The organism is Streptomyces sp. NBC_00236, assembly GCF_036195045.1.
Taxonomy (GTDB): domain Bacteria; phylum Actinomycetota; class Actinomycetes; order Streptomycetales; family Streptomycetaceae; genus Streptomyces.
Map to the genome: position 1 here is coordinate 5,301,368 of NZ_CP108100.1, position 16,943 is coordinate 5,318,310.

Annotated in this window: 16 protein-coding genes; 6 read left to right on the forward strand and 10 right to left on the reverse strand. The window is 71.6% G+C overall.

What is annotated here, in order from left to right:
* Positions 1 to 38: 38 nt before the first annotated feature.
* Positions 39 to 800: a SigE family RNA polymerase sigma factor gene (locus tag OG446_RS23985; protein WP_328895960.1), complete on the forward strand. Its 762-nt coding sequence runs from the start codon at positions 39 to 41 to the stop codon at positions 798 to 800.
* Positions 801 to 996: 196 nt separating this feature from the next.
* Here the strand turns inward: OG446_RS23985 and OG446_RS23990 are convergent, their stop codons facing one another.
* Positions 997 to 1,647, reverse strand: a complete 651-nt coding sequence (locus OG446_RS23990; RefSeq protein ID WP_328895961.1) for a uridine kinase family protein — start codon at positions 1,645 to 1,647, stop codon at positions 997 to 999.
* 141 nt (positions 1,648 to 1,788) lie between these two features.
* Between OG446_RS23990 and OG446_RS23995 the strand changes: the two genes are divergently transcribed.
* Positions 1,789 to 2,205 carry a hypothetical protein gene (locus tag OG446_RS23995; protein ID WP_328895962.1) on the forward strand — a complete coding sequence of 139 codons (417 nt, stop codon included), beginning with the start codon at positions 1,789 to 1,791 and terminating at the stop codon, positions 2,203 to 2,205.
* 58 nt (positions 2,206 to 2,263) lie between these two features.
* Here the strand turns inward: OG446_RS23995 and OG446_RS24000 are convergent, their stop codons facing one another.
* From OG446_RS24000 to deoC, 3 genes are read right to left on the reverse strand one after another with little or no spacing between them, the layout of a single operon-like run.
* The gene (locus tag OG446_RS24000; RefSeq protein ID WP_328895963.1) at positions 2,264 to 3,211 is read right to left on the reverse strand and encodes an aldehyde dehydrogenase family protein; all 948 of its coding nucleotides are present in this window, start codon (positions 3,209 to 3,211) and stop codon (positions 2,264 to 2,266) included.
* The gene (locus OG446_RS24005) at positions 3,204 to 4,640 is read right to left on the reverse strand and encodes an aldehyde dehydrogenase family protein (RefSeq protein WP_328895964.1); all 1,437 of its coding nucleotides are present in this window, start codon (positions 4,638 to 4,640) and stop codon (positions 3,204 to 3,206) included. Before OG446_RS24005 ends, OG446_RS24000 begins: the two co-directional genes overlap by 8 nt.
* A 5-nt stretch (positions 4,641 to 4,645) precedes the next feature.
* The gene (deoC, locus tag OG446_RS24010) at positions 4,646 to 5,593 is read right to left on the reverse strand and encodes a deoxyribose-phosphate aldolase (RefSeq protein ID WP_306072311.1); all 948 of its coding nucleotides are present in this window, start codon (positions 5,591 to 5,593) and stop codon (positions 4,646 to 4,648) included.
* 180 nt (positions 5,594 to 5,773) lie between these two features.
* On the opposite strand from deoC, the gene OG446_RS24015 reads away from it, so the two are divergent.
* Complete coding sequence (locus tag OG446_RS24015) at positions 5,774 to 6,412, forward strand: PH domain-containing protein (protein WP_328895965.1); 639 nt, start codon at positions 5,774 to 5,776, stop codon at positions 6,410 to 6,412.
* A gap of 138 nt (positions 6,413 to 6,550) precedes the next feature.
* On the opposite strand, the gene OG446_RS24020 is transcribed toward OG446_RS24015, so the two are convergent.
* The 3 genes from OG446_RS24020 to OG446_RS24030 all read right to left on the reverse strand — a co-directional run bounded on the left by OG446_RS24020 (position 6,551) and on the right by OG446_RS24030 (position 9,826).
* Positions 6,551 to 8,194: a phospho-sugar mutase gene (locus tag OG446_RS24020; protein WP_328895966.1), complete on the reverse strand. Its 1,644-nt coding sequence runs from the start codon at positions 8,192 to 8,194 to the stop codon at positions 6,551 to 6,553.
* Positions 8,195 to 8,428: 234 nt separating this feature from the next.
* The gene (locus OG446_RS24025; protein ID WP_328895967.1) at positions 8,429 to 9,253 is read right to left on the reverse strand and encodes a purine-nucleoside phosphorylase; all 825 of its coding nucleotides are present in this window, start codon (positions 9,251 to 9,253) and stop codon (positions 8,429 to 8,431) included.
* Between the two features lie 135 nt (positions 9,254 to 9,388).
* Entirely contained in the window at positions 9,389 to 9,826 is a 438-nt protein-coding gene (locus OG446_RS24030) for a gamma-glutamylcyclotransferase (protein WP_136327705.1), read from the reverse strand.
* A 285-nt stretch (positions 9,827 to 10,111) separates the two neighbouring features.
* Here OG446_RS24030 and OG446_RS24035 point away from each other — a divergent pair, with 285 nt between their 5' ends.
* Entirely contained in the window at positions 10,112 to 11,551 is a 1,440-nt protein-coding gene (locus OG446_RS24035) for an NAD(P)H-quinone dehydrogenase (RefSeq protein WP_326658400.1), read from the forward strand.
* A 198-nt stretch (positions 11,552 to 11,749) separates the two neighbouring features.
* A complete protein-coding gene (locus OG446_RS24040; RefSeq protein WP_328895968.1) occupies positions 11,750 to 12,703 on the forward strand; it encodes a DeoR/GlpR family DNA-binding transcription regulator in 954 nt (317 codons plus the stop codon).
* 100 nt (positions 12,704 to 12,803) lie between these two features.
* On the opposite strand, the gene OG446_RS24045 is transcribed toward OG446_RS24040, so the two are convergent.
* Both OG446_RS24045 and OG446_RS24050 read right to left on the reverse strand, forming a co-directional pair.
* Positions 12,804 to 13,460 carry a TetR/AcrR family transcriptional regulator gene (locus tag OG446_RS24045; RefSeq protein ID WP_328895969.1) on the reverse strand — a complete coding sequence of 219 codons (657 nt, stop codon included), beginning with the start codon at positions 13,458 to 13,460 and terminating at the stop codon, positions 12,804 to 12,806.
* Between the two features lie 172 nt (positions 13,461 to 13,632).
* Positions 13,633 to 15,387: an acetyl/propionyl/methylcrotonyl-CoA carboxylase subunit alpha gene (locus tag OG446_RS24050; RefSeq protein ID WP_328895970.1), complete on the reverse strand. Its 1,755-nt coding sequence runs from the start codon at positions 15,385 to 15,387 to the stop codon at positions 13,633 to 13,635.
* Between the two features lie 392 nt (positions 15,388 to 15,779).
* Here OG446_RS24050 and OG446_RS24055 point away from each other — a divergent pair, with 392 nt between their 5' ends.
* Positions 15,780 to 16,238 carry a hypothetical protein gene (locus tag OG446_RS24055; protein ID WP_443050215.1) on the forward strand — a complete coding sequence of 153 codons (459 nt, stop codon included), beginning with the start codon at positions 15,780 to 15,782 and terminating at the stop codon, positions 16,236 to 16,238.
* Positions 16,239 to 16,248: 10 nt separating this feature from the next.
* On the opposite strand, the gene OG446_RS24060 is transcribed toward OG446_RS24055, so the two are convergent.
* Complete coding sequence (locus tag OG446_RS24060) at positions 16,249 to 16,866, reverse strand: Maf family protein (RefSeq protein ID WP_389257524.1); 618 nt, start codon at positions 16,864 to 16,866, stop codon at positions 16,249 to 16,251.
* Between the last annotated feature and the right edge of the window lie 77 nt (positions 16,867 to 16,943).

A 16,943-nucleotide genomic window follows, 5' to 3' on the forward strand; every position in this document is an offset into this window, starting at 1 on the left:
ACAAGGAACGGACGGACTCCACCGACGGGGGGCGCGAGATGAACACAACGCACAGCATCACCACGAGCGCAGTTGTCACGCGTCTCCACGACGTCGGGCGGAGCACCGAGAAGTCCGGCGCCGCAGTGAACGGACGGGGGTGCGTTCGAGGCGCCGGGCGTCAGCACCCGTCATACATGACGGTGGTCGACGCGCCTGCCGCCACGGGGGCGGGCAACGGGGGAAGCACGTACGGGGAGGTCACGGGGGAGCGGAAGGCCCCGGAGCGGGCCGAGGACGCCGAAGCGGCGTTCACGGCCTACGTCCGGGAGCGCCGCGCCTCCCTGTACGCCACCGCCTACCACCTGACCGGTGACCGGTTCGAGGCCGAGGACCTGCTGCAGAGCGCCCTCTTCTCGACGTACCGGGCATGGGACCGGATCAGCGACAAGGCGGCGGTCGGCGGCTATCTGCGCCGCACCATGACGAACCTGCACATCAGCGCCTGGCGCAGGCGCAAGCTGAACGAATACCCGACCGAGGAGCTGCCGGAGACGGCGGGCGACACGGACGCGATGCGCGGTACGGAGCTGCGCGCCGTGCTCTGGCAGGCGCTGGCGCGACTGCCCGAGACGCAGCGCACGATGCTGGTCCTGCGCTACTACGAGGGCCGTACGGACCCGGAGATCGCGTCCATCCTCGACATCAGTGTCGGCACGGTGAAGTCCAGCATCTGGCGGTCGCTCCGCCGGCTGCGCGAGGACGAGGTCCTCAGCTTCGGCCGTGACGAGGAGGAGTCCTTCGGCGAGCTGGTGGCCTGAGGCAACGGGGGGAACGGGGTACGGGGGCGCCGCTTCGGGGGAGGCGGCGTTGTCACGGGGGAAGCGGGGCCGTCGCTTCGGGGGAGGCGGCGGTGCCACGGGGGTACGGGGTACGGGGAAGTCGAAGGGTCGGACGGGCCGGGGGGTCCTGTCCGGCCCTTCGGCGTTTGTGAGCAGGGGCCCGAGTTCGTTCCGGTCAGTCGCCGGACGGGCTCACGGGCGCGGGCGCTGGTGTGCGGCAGCGGCCCGCCGCGGCGGCTGCCAGGCGGCCCAGGGCCTCGGCCTTGCCGCAGGGGTACGCTCCCAGCTCCTCCTGGCGCGCCACGATGCGGCGTTCGGCGCGCATCAGCCGCCAGCCCCGGCGCAGCAGGAAGGGCACGGACTTGCGGCCTTCGCGCAGGTCCCGCAGCAGCCGGCGGCGGAACGTGGTCGACGGGCGGCCGCGCAGGCACAGGGCGTCCGCGAGGAGGCCCAGGGACTGGCACCGCGCCACGATGTCCGCCGCGAAGATCCCCTCGGCCACGAAGAGCGGCGTGCGCTCGATGTGGAAGCCCTCGTGTCCCGTACGGGAGCTGGTCGCGATGTCGTACACCGGTACGTCGGTCCGTCCGGTGCGGCACAGTTCCGTGATCGCGGCGACCGCCGCGTCGGCGTCCCAGGACAGGGCGGAGTCCCAGTCGATGTCCGTGCTGCCGGTGACGAGCGGCAGCGTGGGGTCGCCGGCCTCCTTGTAGAAGTCGTCCAGCCGCAGCACCGGAAGACCGGTACGGGCGGCCAGGGATGACTTGCCGGAGCCGGAGGGGCCCGCCAGCAGGACGACGCGGGTCGAAATCGCTTGGGAACTCACAGAACACAAGTGTGAGGCATTGACCCGCACAGGGGATCCCCGGAGGTCCTGTTGGTATCCGGCATCACACCTCAACTACTCTGTGCACTCAACCGATTACTCGATTGATGGTTCGAATCGGCCCGATCAGGTGGGAACTTCATGGCACGTCACGCACTTTCCAAGTCCCGGCGCCGCACGCTGCTGCGGGCAGGTCTGACCGTCACCGCGGTGGGTGCCGCGCTCGGTGCGGGGGGTGCGGCGGCCCAGGCGGCCCCGCTGCCCCTCGTGCAGGCGTCGGGTACGGACACCAGCCTCGGCGAGGCGAGCGAGGCGGCCGGCGGTGCGGTCACCGGCGCGCTCGGCCACTCGCTCGAGAACGGCATCGCGCCCGTGACGCATCTGCGGCTCGACCCGCTGGCCGGTACGGGCGTCGACCCGCTGGACAACGCGGTGGGGACGCAGGTCGCCGACTTCAAGCCGGTCTCCACCGCGCTGGTCACCGACCCGGTGACCAGTGGCGGCGCGCTGAAGGACCTGCCCGTGGTGGGGCAGGTCACGGGCCTGCTGCACCGCTGACGCGAAGCGGCCCGCGCCCCGGATTCCTTCCAGGGCGCGGGCCGCTGCCGTGTGTGCGTCAGTACGAGGAGCCCGACACGCCCAGTGCGCCCGTCGGGTGCCAGACCGTCTTGGTCTCCAGGAAGGCGGTGAGCCGGTGGGTGCCCGGATCGGCCGACCAGTCGTCGCCGTCCACAGCCTGTGGATGAGCGGCGCCGTGCGCCTCCTTCTCGGGGTCGTGGCGGGCGACGGGTGAGCGGCGGACCCGCTTCAGGTTGTCGGCCGCCGCGATCTCCAGCTCCTTCGCCAGATCCGCGTCCGCCCCCGTCAGGTCGATGCCGTTCACGTCCTGGTGGGAGGCGAGCGGCGCGGCGATCTCCGCCGTCCTCCCCGACAGGATGTTGACCACGCCGCCCGGCAGGTCCGAGGTGGCCAGCACCTCGCCCAGCGACAGCGCGGGCAGCGGTGACCCTTCCGAGGCCACGACGACCGCCGTGTTGCCGGCCGCGATCACCGGGGCGAGCACCGAGACCAGGCCCAGGAACGACGACTTCTGCGGGGCGAGGACGGTCACGACGCCGGTCGGTTCGGGCGTCGAGAGGTTGAGGAACGGTCCCGCGACCGGGTTCGCCCCGCCCACGATCTGGGCGATCTTGTCCGTCCAGCCCGCGTACCAGACCCAGCGGTCGACCGCCGCGTCCACGACGGCCGTGGCCTTGGACTTGGAGAGACCCTCGGCCTCGGCCACCTCGCGGACGAACTGGTCCCGGCGGCCCTCCAGCATCTCCGCGATGCGGTAGAGGATCTGGCCGCGGTTGTACGCGGTCGCGCCCGACCAGCCGCCGAACGCCTTGCGGGCGGCCACGACGGCGTCCCGCGCGTCCTTGCGGGAGGACTGGGGCGCGTTCGCCAGCCACTTGCCCTTGGAGTCGGTCACCTCGTACACCCGGCCGCTCTCGGAGCGGGGGAACTTGCCCCCGACGTACAGCTTGTAGGTCTTGAAGACGCTCAGTCGCCCGTCAGACATCGAGGTAGGCCTCCAGACCGTGACGGCCGCCTTCGCGGCCGAAGCCCGACTCCTTGTAGCCGCCGAACGGCGAGGTCGGGTCGAACTTGTTGAACGTGTTGGCCCAGACGACGCCCGCCCGGAGCTTGTTCGCCACCGCGAGGATGCGGGAGCCCTTCTCCGTCCAGATGCCGGCCGAGAGGCCGTACTGGCTGTTGTTGGCCTTGGCGACCGCCTCGTCCGGCGTACGGAAGGTCAGCACCGACAGGACCGGGCCGAAGATCTCGTCGCGGGCGACGGTGTGCGCCTGGGTGACGCCGGTGAACAGCGTCGGCGCGAACCAGTAGCCGGCGGACGGCAGCTCGCACGGGGCCGACCAGCGGTTCGCGCCCTCGGCCTCGCCCGTCTCGACGAGCGCGGTGATCCGGGAGAGCTGCTCCTCGGAGTTGATCGCGCCGATGTCGGTGTTCTTGTCCAGCGGGTCGCCGAGGCGCAGCGTGGACAGCCGGCGCTTGAGGGAGTCCAGCAGTTCGTCCTCGACGGACTCCTGTACGAGGAGTCGCGAGCCCGCGCAGCAGACCTGGCCCTGGTTGAAGAAGATGCCGGTGACGATGCCCTCGACGGCCTGGTCGACGGGGGCGTCGTCGAAGACGATGTTGGCGCCCTTGCCGCCCAGCTCCAGGGTGGCCTTCTTGTCCGTGCCGGCGATCTGGCGGGCGATGGCCTTGCCGACCGCGGTCGATCCGGTGAAGGCGATCTTGTTGACGTCGGGGTGTTCGACGAGGGCCGAGCCCGCGTCCCCGTAGCCCGTCAGGATGTTGACGACGCCCTTGGGCAGACCGGCCTGGCGGCAGATGTCCGCGAAGAAGAGCGCGGAGAGCGGGGTCGTCTCGGCCGGCTTCAGCACCACCGTGTTGCCGGTGGCGAGCGCCGGGGCGATCTTCCACGCGAGCATCAGGAGCGGGAAGTTCCACGGGATGATCTGGCCGGCGACACCGAGCGGTCGCGGGTTCGCGCCGTAGCCCGCGTGGTCCAGCTTGTCGGCCCAGCCCGCGTAGTAGAAGAAGTGCGCCGCGACCAGCGGGAGGTCCGCGTCGCGGGTCTCCTTGATCGGCTTGCCGTTGTCCAGGGTCTCCAGGACGGCCAGTTCGCGCGAGCGCTCCTGGATGATCCTGGCGATCCGGAACAGGTACTTGGCGCGCTCGGAGCCGGGCAGCGCCGACCACTTCTCGAACGCCCGGCGGGCCGCCTTCACGGCCCGGTCCACGTCCGCGGAGCCTGCCCGCGCGACCTCGGAGAGCACCTCCTCCGACGACGGGCTGACCGTCTTGAAGACCTGACCGTCGGCGGCGTCGGTGAACTCGCCGTCGATGAACAGGCCGTACGAGGGGGCGATGTCGACGACGGAACGGGATTCCGGCGCCGGTGCGTACTCGAATGCAGATGCCATGGGAATCAGTCCACCGTCACGTAATCGGGGCCGGAGTAACGGCCGGTGCTGAGCTTCTGGCGCTGCATCAGCAGGTCGTTCAGCAGGCTGGAGGCGCCGAAACGGAACCAGTGGCTGTCCAGCCAGTCCTCGCCCGCCGTCTCGTTCACCAGCACCAGGAACTTGATCGCGTCCTTGGAGGTGCGGATGCCGCCGGCCGGCTTCACGCCGATCTGGATGCCGGTCTGCGCGCGGAAGTCGCGCACCGCCTCCAGCATCAGCAGGGTGTTCGCGGGTGTGGCGTTGACGCCGACCTTGCCGGTCGACGTCTTGATGAAGTCCGCGCCGGCCAGCATCCCGAGCCAGGAGGCCCGGCGGATGTTGTCGTACGTGGACAGCTCGCCGGTCTCGAAGATCACCTTCAGCCGGGCCCGGCCGCACTCGGCCTTCACGGCGAGGATTTCCTCGTACACCTTCAGATAGCGGCCGGAGAGGAAGGCGCCGCGGTCGATCACCATGTCGATCTCGTCGGCCCCGGCCGCCACGGCGTCGCGGACGTCCGCGAGCTTGACGTCGAGTGCGGCGCGCCCGGCGGGGAAGGCCGTCGCGACGGACGCCACCTTCACGCCGGAACCGGCCAGGGCGGCCACCGCGGTCGCCGCCATGTCGGGGTAGACGCAGACCGCCGCGGTGTGCGGGGTCGTGCGGTCGGTGGGATCGGGATGGACGGCCTTGGCGGCGAGCGCGCGGACCTTGCCCGGGGTGTCCGAGCCTTCCAGCGTCGTCAGGTCGATCATCGAAATGGCGAGGTCGATGGCGTACGCCTTGGCCGTCGTCTTGATCGAACGGGTTCCGAGCGAGGCGGCGCGCGCTTCGAGGCCGACGGCGTCGACGCCGGGCAGCCCGTGCAGGAAGCGGCGCAGCGCACTGTCGGACGCCGTCGCGTCGGCGAATGCGGGAGCAGTGGTGGGCATGGTCACCACATGAGCATATCTACGCGCGTAGCGGCCTGTACAGGGGCCCAGGTCGGACGCGTATCGCGCGGCGGCGCGGCGGCGGCGTACGCGTGTCCGGAGCCCGCCCCGCCGGACTCCGGACGCGTGTCCGGGCGGCCGCCCCCGCGTCCGCCGCGCCCGTCAGGCAGAATCGGGCTCATGACGAGCCCCACACCGCCCTCCGAGCCCACCTACGCCGACCGGACGTTCCGGTCGCCCGCCGGGCTGATCGGAGGCGTCCTGCTGCTCGTGCTCGTCGGCTGGATCGGCGTGGACGCCATCATCCAGGGCGAGGGCACGGTGCCGTGGCTGGCGCTGGCCGCGCTGCTGACCGTGGTGCCGCTGGTGATCGCCTTCACCCTGCGGCCGGTGGTGTCCGCCAACGCACAGCGCATCCGGATCCGTAACCCGTTCCGGACGATCACGCTGCCGTGGACCGACGTCAAGGACGTCCGGGCCGGGTACTCGAGCGAGATCTTCACCGAGCGCGGCGCGAAGTACCAGCTCTACGCGATCCCGGTGTCGCTGCGGCAGCGCAAGAAGGCCGCCCGCCACCAGTCCCGGCAGGCGGTCGACGACCCGTACGGCCGGACGTCCGCCACCGCCGACGTACGCGACACGAAGGCGCGGGAGGCGGTCGCCGACCAGACGATGCACGATCTGCGGCAGCTGGCCGAGCACGCGGGCGACAAGCCCGCCGCCGAGGGCGCCGTCACGTCGGTCCGCTGGGCGTACGAGGTGATCGCTCCGGCCGTCGTGGGCGCCGTGCTGCTGGTGGTGCTGCTCATCGTCGGCTGACGGGCCAACAGCCGGCGGTCGCCGCGCGGACGGCGCAGGGGGACTCCGACCGCCGGGCGAACAGCGAGAAGCGTCCCCGCGGACACCGGCTTCACGTACCTGATGCGTACGTGAAGCCGGTGTGCGGAACGCGAACGGTCAGATCCCGGCCGCGGCCGCCAGGTCCCGCTTGATGCCGGCCAGCAGCTCGGCGCCCTTCGCACGGGCCGCGGGCAGCTCGTCGGCCGAGCCGACCGGCACCACGACCTCCAGGTAGCACTTGAGCTTCGGCTCGGTGCCGCTCGGGCGGACGATCACCCGGGCGCCCTCCAGCCGATAGCGCAGCCCGTCGGTCGGCGGCAGCAGCTCCGTACCGTGCGACAGGTCCTCGGCCGACGTGACGGCCAGGCCCGCGAGTGCGGCCGGCGGCTGCTCGCGCAGGCGGCGCATGGCGTCCGCGATGACGGACAGGTCCTCGACCCGGACCGACAGCTGGTCGGTGGCGTGCAGCCCGTGTTCCAGGGCGAGGTCGTCCAGCAGGTCGAGCAGGGTGCGGCCCTGCTCCTTGAGTACGGAGGCGAGTTCGGCGACCAGCAGCGCGGCCGTTATGCCGTCCTTGTCGCGGACGCCGTCCGGGTCGACGCAGTAGCCGAGCGCCTCCTCGTAGCCGTACCGCAGGCCCTCCACGCGGGCGATCCACTTGAAGCCGGTCAGCGTCTCCTCGTGACCGAGGCCCGCCTTCTGCGCGATCCGGCCGAGGAGGGACGACGACACGATCGACTCGGCGAACACGCCGCTGACACCGCGGCGGACCAGGTGGGCGGCGAGCAGCGCGCCGACCTCGTCACCACGCAGCATCCGCCAGCCGCCGTCCACGGCCGGGTCGGGGACGGCGACGGCGCAGCGGTCCGCGTCCGGGTCGTTGGCGATGACGAGGTCCGGGTCCGAGCGGCGCGCGGTGGCGAACGCGAGGTCCATCGCGCCGGGCTCCTCCGGATTGGGGAACGCGACGGTGGGGAACGCGGGGTCGGGCTCGGCCTGCTCGGCGACGAGGACCGGGGCGGGGAAGCCGGCGCGGTCGAAGGCGGCGGTGAGCACGGAGGCGCCGACGCCGTGCATGGCGGTGTAGACGACGCGGGCGGTGCGCGGCGATCCCGCGTCCAGGACGGCGTCCGTACGGGCCAGATAGGCGTCCAGGACCTCGTCGCCGAGGGTCTCCCAGCCGCTGTCGGGGCGGGGCACGGTGTCGAGCGGGCCGACCGCGTCGATCGCGGCGGCGATCTCACCGTCGGCCGGCGGCACGATCTGCGAGCCGTCGCCGAGGTAGACCTTGTAGCCGTTGTCGCGCGGCGGGTTGTGACTGGCGGTCACCTCGACGCCCGCGACGGCCCCCAGATGCCTTATGGCGTAGGCCAGGACGGGGGTGGGGAGCGGGCGGGGGAGCACGGCGGCCCGCAGACCGGCGCCGGTCATCACGGCCGCGGTGTCCCGGGCGAAGTCGGTGGACTTGTAGCGGGCGTCGTAGCCGATGACGACGAGACCGCCGTCCTGCCCCTGGTCCTTCAGGTACGCGGCGAGCCCGGCGGCGGCCCGGATGACGACGGCGCGGTTCATCCGCATGGGCCCGGCGCCGATCTCACCGCGGAGTCCGGCGGTGCCGAACTGGAGCGTGCCGGCGAAGCGTGCCCCGAGCTCGTCGAGGTCCTCGGCGTCGATGAGCTTCGCGAGCTCGTCGCGGGTCTCGGGGTCGGGGTCCTCGGCGAGCCAGGTCCTGGCCCGGGCGATGAGGTTCTGCGTCGTCACGGTGTCCGCCTTTCCGGTTTCCGTTTCCGGGTGCGTGGTGCGTGGTGCGTGGGGGGATGCGGTGCGGGTGGTCGGGCCTGCGGCGCCTGTGTTCCCCTACCCGCCCCTTCCCGAACCCGGGGCCCGGCCCCGGACCCCGCGCCTCGAACGCCGGCGGGGCTGACTCCTGAGCCCCTCCGGCGATTGGGGCGCGGGGGTACGGGGGCAGCGCCCCCGAGAAGGCGCCGCCCGCCGTCAGATCCGGTCCAGGACCCTCGCCAGCAGCGACCCCATCCGGGTCGCCGAGTCGCGCCCCGCCTGCAGCACCTCTTCGTGGTTCAGCGGCTCCCCGCTCAGCCCCGCCGCCAGGTTCGTCACCAGGGAGATGCCCAGCACCTCCGCGCCCGCCTCGCGGGCCGCGATGGCCTCCAGCACGGTGGACATGCCGACGAGGTCGCCGCCCATCACGCGGACCATGTTGATCTCGGCCGGGGTCTCGTAGTGCGGGCCGGGGAACTGCACGTACACGCCCTCTTCGAGGGTCTCGTCGATCTCCTTGCACAGCGCCCGCAGCCGCGGCGAGTACAGGTCGGTCAGATCGACGAAGTTGGCGCCGATGATCGGCGACGCCGCCGTGAGGTTGATGTGGTCGCTGATCAGGACCGGCTGTCCGGGGCGCATGCCCTCGCGCAGACCGCCGCAGCCGTTCGTCAGCACGATGGTCTTGCAGCCCGCGGCGACGGCGGTGCGCACCCCGTGCGACACGGCGGCGACGCCACGGCCCTCGTAGAAGTGCGTGCGGCCGAGGAAGACCAGGACGCGCTTCTCGCCGATGAGGTACGAGCGGATCGTGCCGCCGTGGCCCTCGACCGCGGGGGCGGGGAAACCGGGCAGGTCCGTCACCGGGAACTCGGCCTCCGGAGTGCCGAGCGCATCGCCGGCCGGCGCCCAGCCGGAACCCATCACGAGGGCGACGTCGTGGGTCTCGGCACCGGTCAGCTCGCGCAGGCGGGCAGCGGCGTCGGCGGCGGCGGCGTGCGGGTCGCCCTGGATGTGGTCCGGAATAACTGATGCGTTCACGCGGATGAGCGTAACCGCTGAATCCCTACGCGCGTAGATGCTCCTGTACAGAGTCTTGGCGCGTTCGTTTGTGTGTTCCCACAGCGAGCCGCGGGTGGGGCGGGGAAAAGCCAGATCAGAGCGGGTTGCCGGCGCTCAGCACGGGCGCTTGCGGAGTTCCATCACATAGTCGTGCGGCGCGCCCGCGGAATCGGCCGCGTCGGCCACCTCGCCCAGGTAGCGGGCGGACGGCAGCCCGCCCTCGTACCCGTTCAGCACGTACATCCAGGCCGGCTCCTCGCCGTCCAGGGTGTGCACCCGGACCCGCATGCGGCGGTAGATGTCCAGGCCGACGCCCTCCCAGCGGTCCATGGAGTCCTCGTCCATGGGTGCCAGGTCGTAGAGCGCCACGAACACCTGGGAGCGCGGCGCCTCGACCACCGTGGCCAGCGCGCCTTCCCAGCCCATCTGCTCGCCGCCGAACGTGAGCCGCCAGCCGTTCAGCCAGCCGGTGCCGCGCAGCGGGGAGTGCGGTGCGCGGCGCGTCATCAGCCGCGCGTCGAGGTTGCCGGCGTACGCGGCGTAGAGCGACATGGGATCGAGGGTACGGGAGGTGACGCCGGGAGCGTCGATTCCTGGGAGGAACCACCCCGCCCGGGGATCCTGATCCGGGCCGGCCGCCCTCTGTGCGCCGACGGGTCCGACCGGCCGTTTCCCGCGCCCGGAGCGCCCCGGCGCACGGATGGAGGGCCCCGGGGCGAAGCACCTTGGCGCGTGCGGGACAATGAAGTACGTACTGCATTCCCCCGGGGCGGCCCCCCGGACCCCCGGCCGGGACAGCAGACGGCCGCGGGACGAGAAACGCGAGGCGGACTTTTCGTGACCCGGATCGTGATCATCGGCGGCGGACCCGGCGGGTACGAGGCGGCATTGGTGGGCGCCCAGCTCGGCGCGGAGGTGACCGTCGTCGACTGTGACGGCCTCGGCGGCGCGTCCGTGCTCACCGACTGCGTGCCCTCGAAGACCCTGATCGCGACGGCAGAGGTGATGACCACCTTCGACTCCTCGTACGAGGAGCTCGGCATCATCGTCGCGGACGACACGCCGCACATAGAGCAGGCGGCGCGGGTGGTCGGCGTCGACCTGGGCAAGGTCAACCGACGGGTGAAGCGCCTCGCGCTCGCCCAGTCCCACGACATCACCGCCTCCGTCACCCGTGCCGGCGCACGGGTGATGCGCGGGCGCGGCCGTCTGGAGGGCCTCCAGGCCGCCGACGGCTCCCGCCAGGTCGTCGTCACGGCGGCCGACGGTACGGAGGAGACGCTCACCGCGGACGCCGTACTGATCGCCACCGGCGGCCACCCCCGGGAGATCCCGGACGCGCTTCCCGACGGAGAGCGGATCCTGAACTGGACCCAGGTCTACGACCTCGACGAGCTCCCCGAGGAGCTCATCGTCGTCGGCTCGGGTGTCACCGGCGCCGAGTTCGCCGGTGCCTACCAGGCCCTCGGTTCCCGCGTCACCCTCGTCTCCTCCCGCGACCGGGTGCTGCCGGGCGAGGACCCGGACGCGGCGGCCGTCCTGGAGGACGTCTTCCGGCGCCGCGGCATGAACGTGATGGCCCGCTCCCGCGCCCAGTCCGCCAAGCGGGTCGGCGACCGGGTCGAGGTGACCCTCGCCGACGGCCGGGTCATCACCGGCTCGCACTGCCTGATGGCGGTCGGCGCCATCCCGAACAGCGCCGGCATGGGCCTGGAGGACGCCGGGGTCCGGCTCAAGGACTCGGGCCACATCTGGACCGACAAGGTCTCCCGCACCAGTGCGCCCGGCGTCTACGCCGCCGGTGATGTCACCGGGATCTTCGCGCTCGCCTCGGTCGCCGCCATGCAGGGCCGGATCGCGATGTACCACTTCCTCGGCGACGCGGTGGCGCCGCTGAACCTGAAGACGGTCTCCTCGAACGTCTTCACCGACCCCGAGATCGCCACGGTCGGCTACACCCAGGCCGACGTCGACGGCGGCAAGATCGACGCGCGCGTCGTCAAGCTCCCGCTGCTGCGCAACCCGCGCGCCAAGATGCAGGGCATCCGGGACGGCTTCGTCAAGATCTTCTGCCGCCCGGGCACCGGCATCGTGGTCGGCGGCTGTGTCGTCGCGCCGAAGGCGAGCGAGCTGATCCACCCCATCTCGATCGCGGTCGACAACAATCTGACCGTGGAACAGATCGCAAACGCCTTCACCGTGTATCCGTCCCTGTCGGGATCGATCGCGGAAGTGGCCCGGCAGTTGCACACCCGGAAGCAGGCGGGCGAGGCGTAACCACCCTCCTGGGGACCCCGGGGAAACCGGCATTCCCCGGCAACCCCCGGCAACTCAGGCGGTCGCGGGCCGTCGTTCGATCAGTACGGAACAACAACGGGGCCGCCTATACCACTTGGCGGCCCCTCGTATGTACAACTTCTGCTATTCGGCGCAAACAGCTGAAAACGCTCGGGCGGTCACGTTACTGTCAGTTTTGTGTTCGCTGCAGAACGTCGTCAGTTGATCCTCGAAATGGTGCGTGCCAACGGGGCGGTATCGCTCCGTGAGCTCGCCCGCGTCGTCCAGACCTCCGAAGTGACCGTACGGCGGGACGTGCGGGCACTGGAGGCAGAAGGACTCCTCGACCGCCGGCACGGCGGTGCGGTTTTGCCGGGCGGTTTTACGCGGGAGTCCGGCTTTCCGCAGAAATCCCATCTCGCCACCGCGGAGAAAACGGCCATCGCCGACCTGGCCGCCGGCCTCGTCGAAGAGGGCGAGGCCATTGTGGTCGGCGCCGGTACGACCACGCAGGAGCTGGCCCGCCGGCTCGCGCGGGTCCCCGGTCTGACCGTGGTCACCAACTCGCTGCTCGTCGCCCAGGCGTTGGCCCATGCCAACCGGGTGGAAGTGGTGATGACCGGGGGCACCCTGCGCGGTTCCAACTACGCCCTGGTGGGCAGTGGGGCCGAGCAGTCGCTCCAGGGACTGCGGGTCTCGCGCGCCTTCCTGTCCGGGAGCGGGCTCACCGCCGAACGCGGACTCTCCACGTCCAACATGCTCTCCGCGAGCGTGGACCGGGCGCTGGTGCAGGCCGCGGGGGAGGTGGTGGTCCTCGCCGACCACACCAAGCTCGGTTCCGACACCATGTTCCAGACCGTGCCGACGGATCTCATCACCCGTCTGGTGACGGACGAGCCGGCCGCGCACGACGACCGGGCAGCCGCGGAGTTGCAGGCCCTGGCCGATCAGGGCGTGCAGATCGCGGTGGCGGGTTCCGGGGGTGCGCCTGCCTCGGCCGATGCCGGGCCGCCGGGCCGGTCCGCCCGTCGCGACATGCCCCTGCCGGGGCAGCGGCGCACCCATGCGCAGCAGTTGCGGGGGGCGGCGGTGCTGGCTGACCAGGGTGGTCAGGGGGACCGGGCGCGCGTGGCGGACCTGCGGCGGCGGTAGCCGGTTTCGGGGGCTCCGCCTCCGGACCCCCGCTCCTCGATCTCCCCCAGACTTCGTCCGGGGGACCCTCAGGGGCTTGATCTGCCCGGACCCCGGCTCCTCAATCGCCGGAGGGGCGGGAAAGGCCAGAGGGGCCGGAGGGGCTGGGAGGCTCGGAGGGGCCGGAGCTGCTCAACCCCCGCAGTGTCAGCGTCAGCAATCGCTCCGCCAGTTCCGGATCGTCCGGTGACTGCTCGGCGGCCAGCGCGATCGCGTTCGTCAGCTGCATCAGGTCGTCGATGGACACCTCGGCCCGTACCGCCCCGCTCGACTGCGCCCGGGCCAGCAGGACCGAACCTGCCTCGCGCAACGGCACGTTGCACGGTGACAGGGCCGATGTCTCGTCACGGCACGTCGACATGAGTGCCTGGGCCAGCCCTCGGTACTCACCCGCATGAGTGATGAGCGCGCCCAGCCACTCCACCAGGCCGGTGCACGGCTGATCCGCCCCGGCCAGTTCGCGGGAGCGGGCGATGAGGGAGGCCACGGCCTCCTGGAAGACCGCGCTCATCAGCGCGTGCCGGGTCGGGAAGTGCCGGTACAGGGTGCCGATGCCCACGCCCGCCCGTCGCGCGACGTCCTCCAGGGAGGCGTCCGTGCCGTGCTCGGCGAAGGAGTTGCGCGCCTCGGTCAGCAGCCGGTCGTAGTTGCGGCGCGCGTCGGCGCGCATGGGCCGGTCAGGCGTGTGGACCGGTGTCCCCGCCGTACTGATCGCCATTGCGCAGTCCTCCCTGTGTCCGCCCCGGGGTCCAGGATGCCACCGGTTAACCGGAGGTGCCCTCCGTAACGTTGAACGGGCGGTCCGTTCCCCGCAATGACCGGCGCCCCGGTCACGTCCTATGACATGAGCGGGGCGCCGGTGGAACAGGTGGGAACGGATGCCGCGAGGGTCAGTCCTTGATCTCGCAGATGACGGCACCGGAGGAGACCGAGCTGCCGACCTCGGCGGCCAGGCCCTTGATGGTGCCGGCGCGGTGCGCGTTGAGCGGCTGCTCCATCTTCATGGCCTCCAGGACGACGATCAGATCGCCCTCCTTGACCTCCTGGCCCTCTTCCACCGCGATCTTCACGATGGTGCCCTGCATGGGGGAGGCCAGGGTGTCGCCGGAGACGGCCGAGCCGGACTTCTTGGCCGCGCGGCGCTTGGGCTTGGCGCCCGCCGCGAGTCCCGTACGGGCCAGGCTCATGCCCAGCGACGAGGGCAGCGAGACCTCCAGGCGCTTGCCGCCGACCTCGACGACGACCGTCTCGCGGCCGGACTCCTCGTCCGCCTCCGTGTCGGCCGGAGCCGCGAACGGCTTGATCTCGTTGACGAACTCCGTCTCGATCCAGCGGGTGTGGATGCGGAACGGGTCGGAGGTGAACGCCGGATCGGCGACGACCGCGCGGTGGAAGGGGATGGCGGTGGCCATGCCCTCGACGTTGAACTCGGCCAGCGCGCGGGCCGCGCGCTGGAGCGCCTGCTCACGGGTCGCACCGGTCACGATCAGCTTGGCGAGCAGGGAGTCCCAGGCCGGGCCGATGACCGAGCCGGACTCCACGCCCGCGTCGAGGCGGACACCGGGACCGCTCGGCGGCGCGAAGACGGTGACGGTGCCCGGGGCGGGCAGGAAGCCGCGGCCCGGGTCCTCGCCGTTGATCCGGAACTCGAAGGAGTGACCGCGCATCTCCGGGTCGTCGTAGCCGAGTTCCTCGCCGTCGGCGATGCGGAACATCTCGCGTACGAGGTCGAGGCCGGTGACCTCCTCGGTGACCGGGTGCTCGACCTGGAGGCGGGTGTTGACCTCCAGGAAGGAGATCGTGCCGTCCATGCCGACCAGGAACTCGACCGTGCCGGCGCCGACGTAGCCGGCCTCCTTCAGGATCGCCTTGGACGCCGCGTACAGCTCCGCGTTCTGCGCCTCGGAGAGGAAGGGGGCCGGGGCCTCCTCGACCAGCTTCTGGTGGCGGCGCTGGAGCGAGCAGTCACGGGTGGAGACGACGACCACGTTGCCGTGGGTGTCGGCCAGGCACTGGGTCTCCACGTGCCGCGGCTTGTCGAGGTAGCGCTCCACGAAGCACTCCCCGCGCCCGAACGCGGCGACGGCCTCACGGACCGCGGAGTCGTACAGCTCCGGGATCTCCTCCAGCGTGCGCGCGACCTTCAGCCCGCGCCCGCCACCGCCGAACGCGGCCTTGATCGCGATCGGCAGCCCGTGCTCCTCGGCGAAGGCGACGACCTCGGCGGAACCCTCGACCGGGTCCGGGGTGCCCGCGACGAGCGGGGCGCCGGCCCGCTGGGCGATGTGACGGGCGGCGACCTTGTCGCCGAGGTCCCGGATCGCCTGCGGCGGCGGGCCGATCCACGTGAGACCGGCGTCCAGCACGGCCTGGGCGAACTCGGCGTTCTCCGAGAGGAAGCCGTAGCCCGGGTGGATCGCGTCCGCCCCGGAGTCCTTGGCCGCCTGGAGCACCTTGGCCATGTCCAGGTAGCTGGCGGCCGGGGTGTCACCGCCCAGAGCGAATGCCTCGTCGGCCGCCCGCACATGCAGAGCGTCGCGGTCCGGGTCTGCGTAGACGGCCACGCTCCCGATTCCCGCGTCCCGGCAGGCTCGGGCAACACGGACAGCAATTTCGCCACGGTTGGCGATGAGCACCTTGCGCACGATGGCTCCCTCCTTGAAACAAGCTGAGTTTAGGGACAACCGACACGGTCCTACGACCCGTCCCCATTGGTGAGCTTGCCCACACGGAGTGTGATTCGAGGCTTGCTCGAGTCGCGAAATCCCTTGTGGCACCACGGTACGCCGGGAACCATGACCGCACAGTAGCCACGAGGTGTGGTCCAGGTCTCTGTCGGCACGGGCACCGACTCCCGGTGTTTCTTTGTGGACTTCCTACTAAGCGGCGCGTGATTCTTTGCCCGACGCACTTGGGCGCGGACAAGGGGGCGCGAAGCGGGGGCGTACGGGCGCAGGAAGGGGGCGCCGAACCTCTTGTCGGGAGCATTACCCGTTAGTAGGGTCCGCGCTATCGCACGTACTGCAGGTAACAGGGGGTGAGCGCCATGGTGCGCAGGCCGGTGGCTTTCATAGCCGCGCTCGTGCTGTTCGCGGAAGCCGTGGGCATCGTGATCATCAACGTCGTCCTCGGAACGGTCGTGAAGAACCAGGACATGTCCCTGGCCGGCACCGATCCCGGTGTCATGTCCAAGGGGACCTGGGTGCTGGGAGGCGTCTCGGGCGTGTTCCTGGTGTTCTGCGGCGTGTTGCTCCTGGGGGCCGGCATCCGTGACCGGGCCCCGGGCCGTGGAGCCCGGATCGTGCTCATCGGCTGCGCCGTCGTCCACGGTGTGCTGGGCGCGCTGACGGTCGGTCTGGTGGGCTGGGCGGCGTTCGCCCTCATGATGGTGGTGCTCGGACTGATCGTGCTGACCCTGGTGGCGTACGGCCCCGCCGACGGGGAACCGGCCGCCGGTGCCGAGCCCGAGCAGCCGGCGGCACCGGCCCCCGCCTGAACCGGGCCGCTCAGACCCAGAGGTCGGTGACCTGGATCCCCAGCTCGCCCAGCAGCCGCCGCAGCAACGGCAGCGAGAGCCCGATGACGTTGCCCGGGTCGCCGTCGATCGAGTCCACGAACGGTGCCGAGCGCCCGTCGAGAGTGAAGGCGCCCGCGACGTGCAGCGGTTCGCCGGAGGCCACGTAGGCGGCGATCTCGGCGTCCGAGGGCTCACCGAAGCGGACCGTCGTGGACGCGGTCGCGGAGGCGGTGCGCCCGCTCGCCGTGTCGGTCACGCAGTGGCCGGTCTGCAGGACCCCGGAGCGCCCCCGCATGGACTTCCAGCGGGCCGTGGCCTCCTCGGCGTCGGCCGGCTTGCCGAGGGCCTGCCCGTCCAGTTCGAGCACCGAGTCGCACCCGATGACCAGGGCCCCGGCGGCCTGCGGCAGCCCGGCCACCACCCCCGCCTTGGCCTCGGCCAGGACGAGCGCGAGTTCCGCCGGGGTCGGGGCGCTCAGCGCGTCCTCGTCGACCCCGCTGACGATCACCTCGGGCGCGAACCCGGCCTGCCGCAGCAGCCCCAGACGGGCGGGTGACTTCGAGGCGAGCACGAGGCGGCGGGGTGCGGGATGAGTCATGCCGGCCATCGTACAAACGGGCCGCGTGCGCGGGGCACTCCCGGGGGCGCTGCCCCCGGACCTCCGCTCCTCGGTCGCCGGAGGGG

What these genes read in the sequence shown, in the direction of transcription:
- OG446_RS23995 (WP_328895962.1), top strand. Translation starts at nt 1,789, where the DNA reads ATGGCACGTCACGCACTTTCCAAGTCCCGGCGCCGCACGCTGCTGCGG.
- OG446_RS23985 (WP_328895960.1), top strand. Translation starts at nt 39, where the DNA reads ATGAACACAACGCACAGCATCACCACGAGCGCAGTTGTCACGCGTCTC.
- OG446_RS24045 (WP_328895969.1), bottom strand. Translation starts at nt 13,460, where the DNA reads ATGGCGATCAGTACGGCGGGGACACCGGTCCACACGCCTGACCGGCCC.
- OG446_RS24015 (WP_328895965.1), top strand. Translation starts at nt 5,774, where the DNA reads ATGACGAGCCCCACACCGCCCTCCGAGCCCACCTACGCCGACCGGACG.
- OG446_RS24060 (WP_389257524.1), bottom strand. Translation starts at nt 16,866, where the DNA reads ATGGCCGGCATGACTCATCCCGCACCCCGCCGCCTCGTGCTCGCCTCG.
- OG446_RS24000 (WP_328895963.1), bottom strand. Translation starts at nt 3,211, where the DNA reads ATGTCTGACGGGCGACTGAGCGTCTTCAAGACCTACAAGCTGTACGTC.
- deoC (WP_306072311.1), bottom strand. Translation starts at nt 5,593, where the DNA reads ATGCCCACCACTGCTCCCGCATTCGCCGACGCGACGGCGTCCGACAGT.
- OG446_RS24005 (WP_328895964.1), bottom strand. Translation starts at nt 4,640, where the DNA reads ATGGCATCTGCATTCGAGTACGCACCGGCGCCGGAATCCCGTTCCGTC.
- OG446_RS24030 (WP_136327705.1), bottom strand. Translation starts at nt 9,826, where the DNA reads ATGTCGCTCTACGCCGCGTACGCCGGCAACCTCGACGCGCGGCTGATG.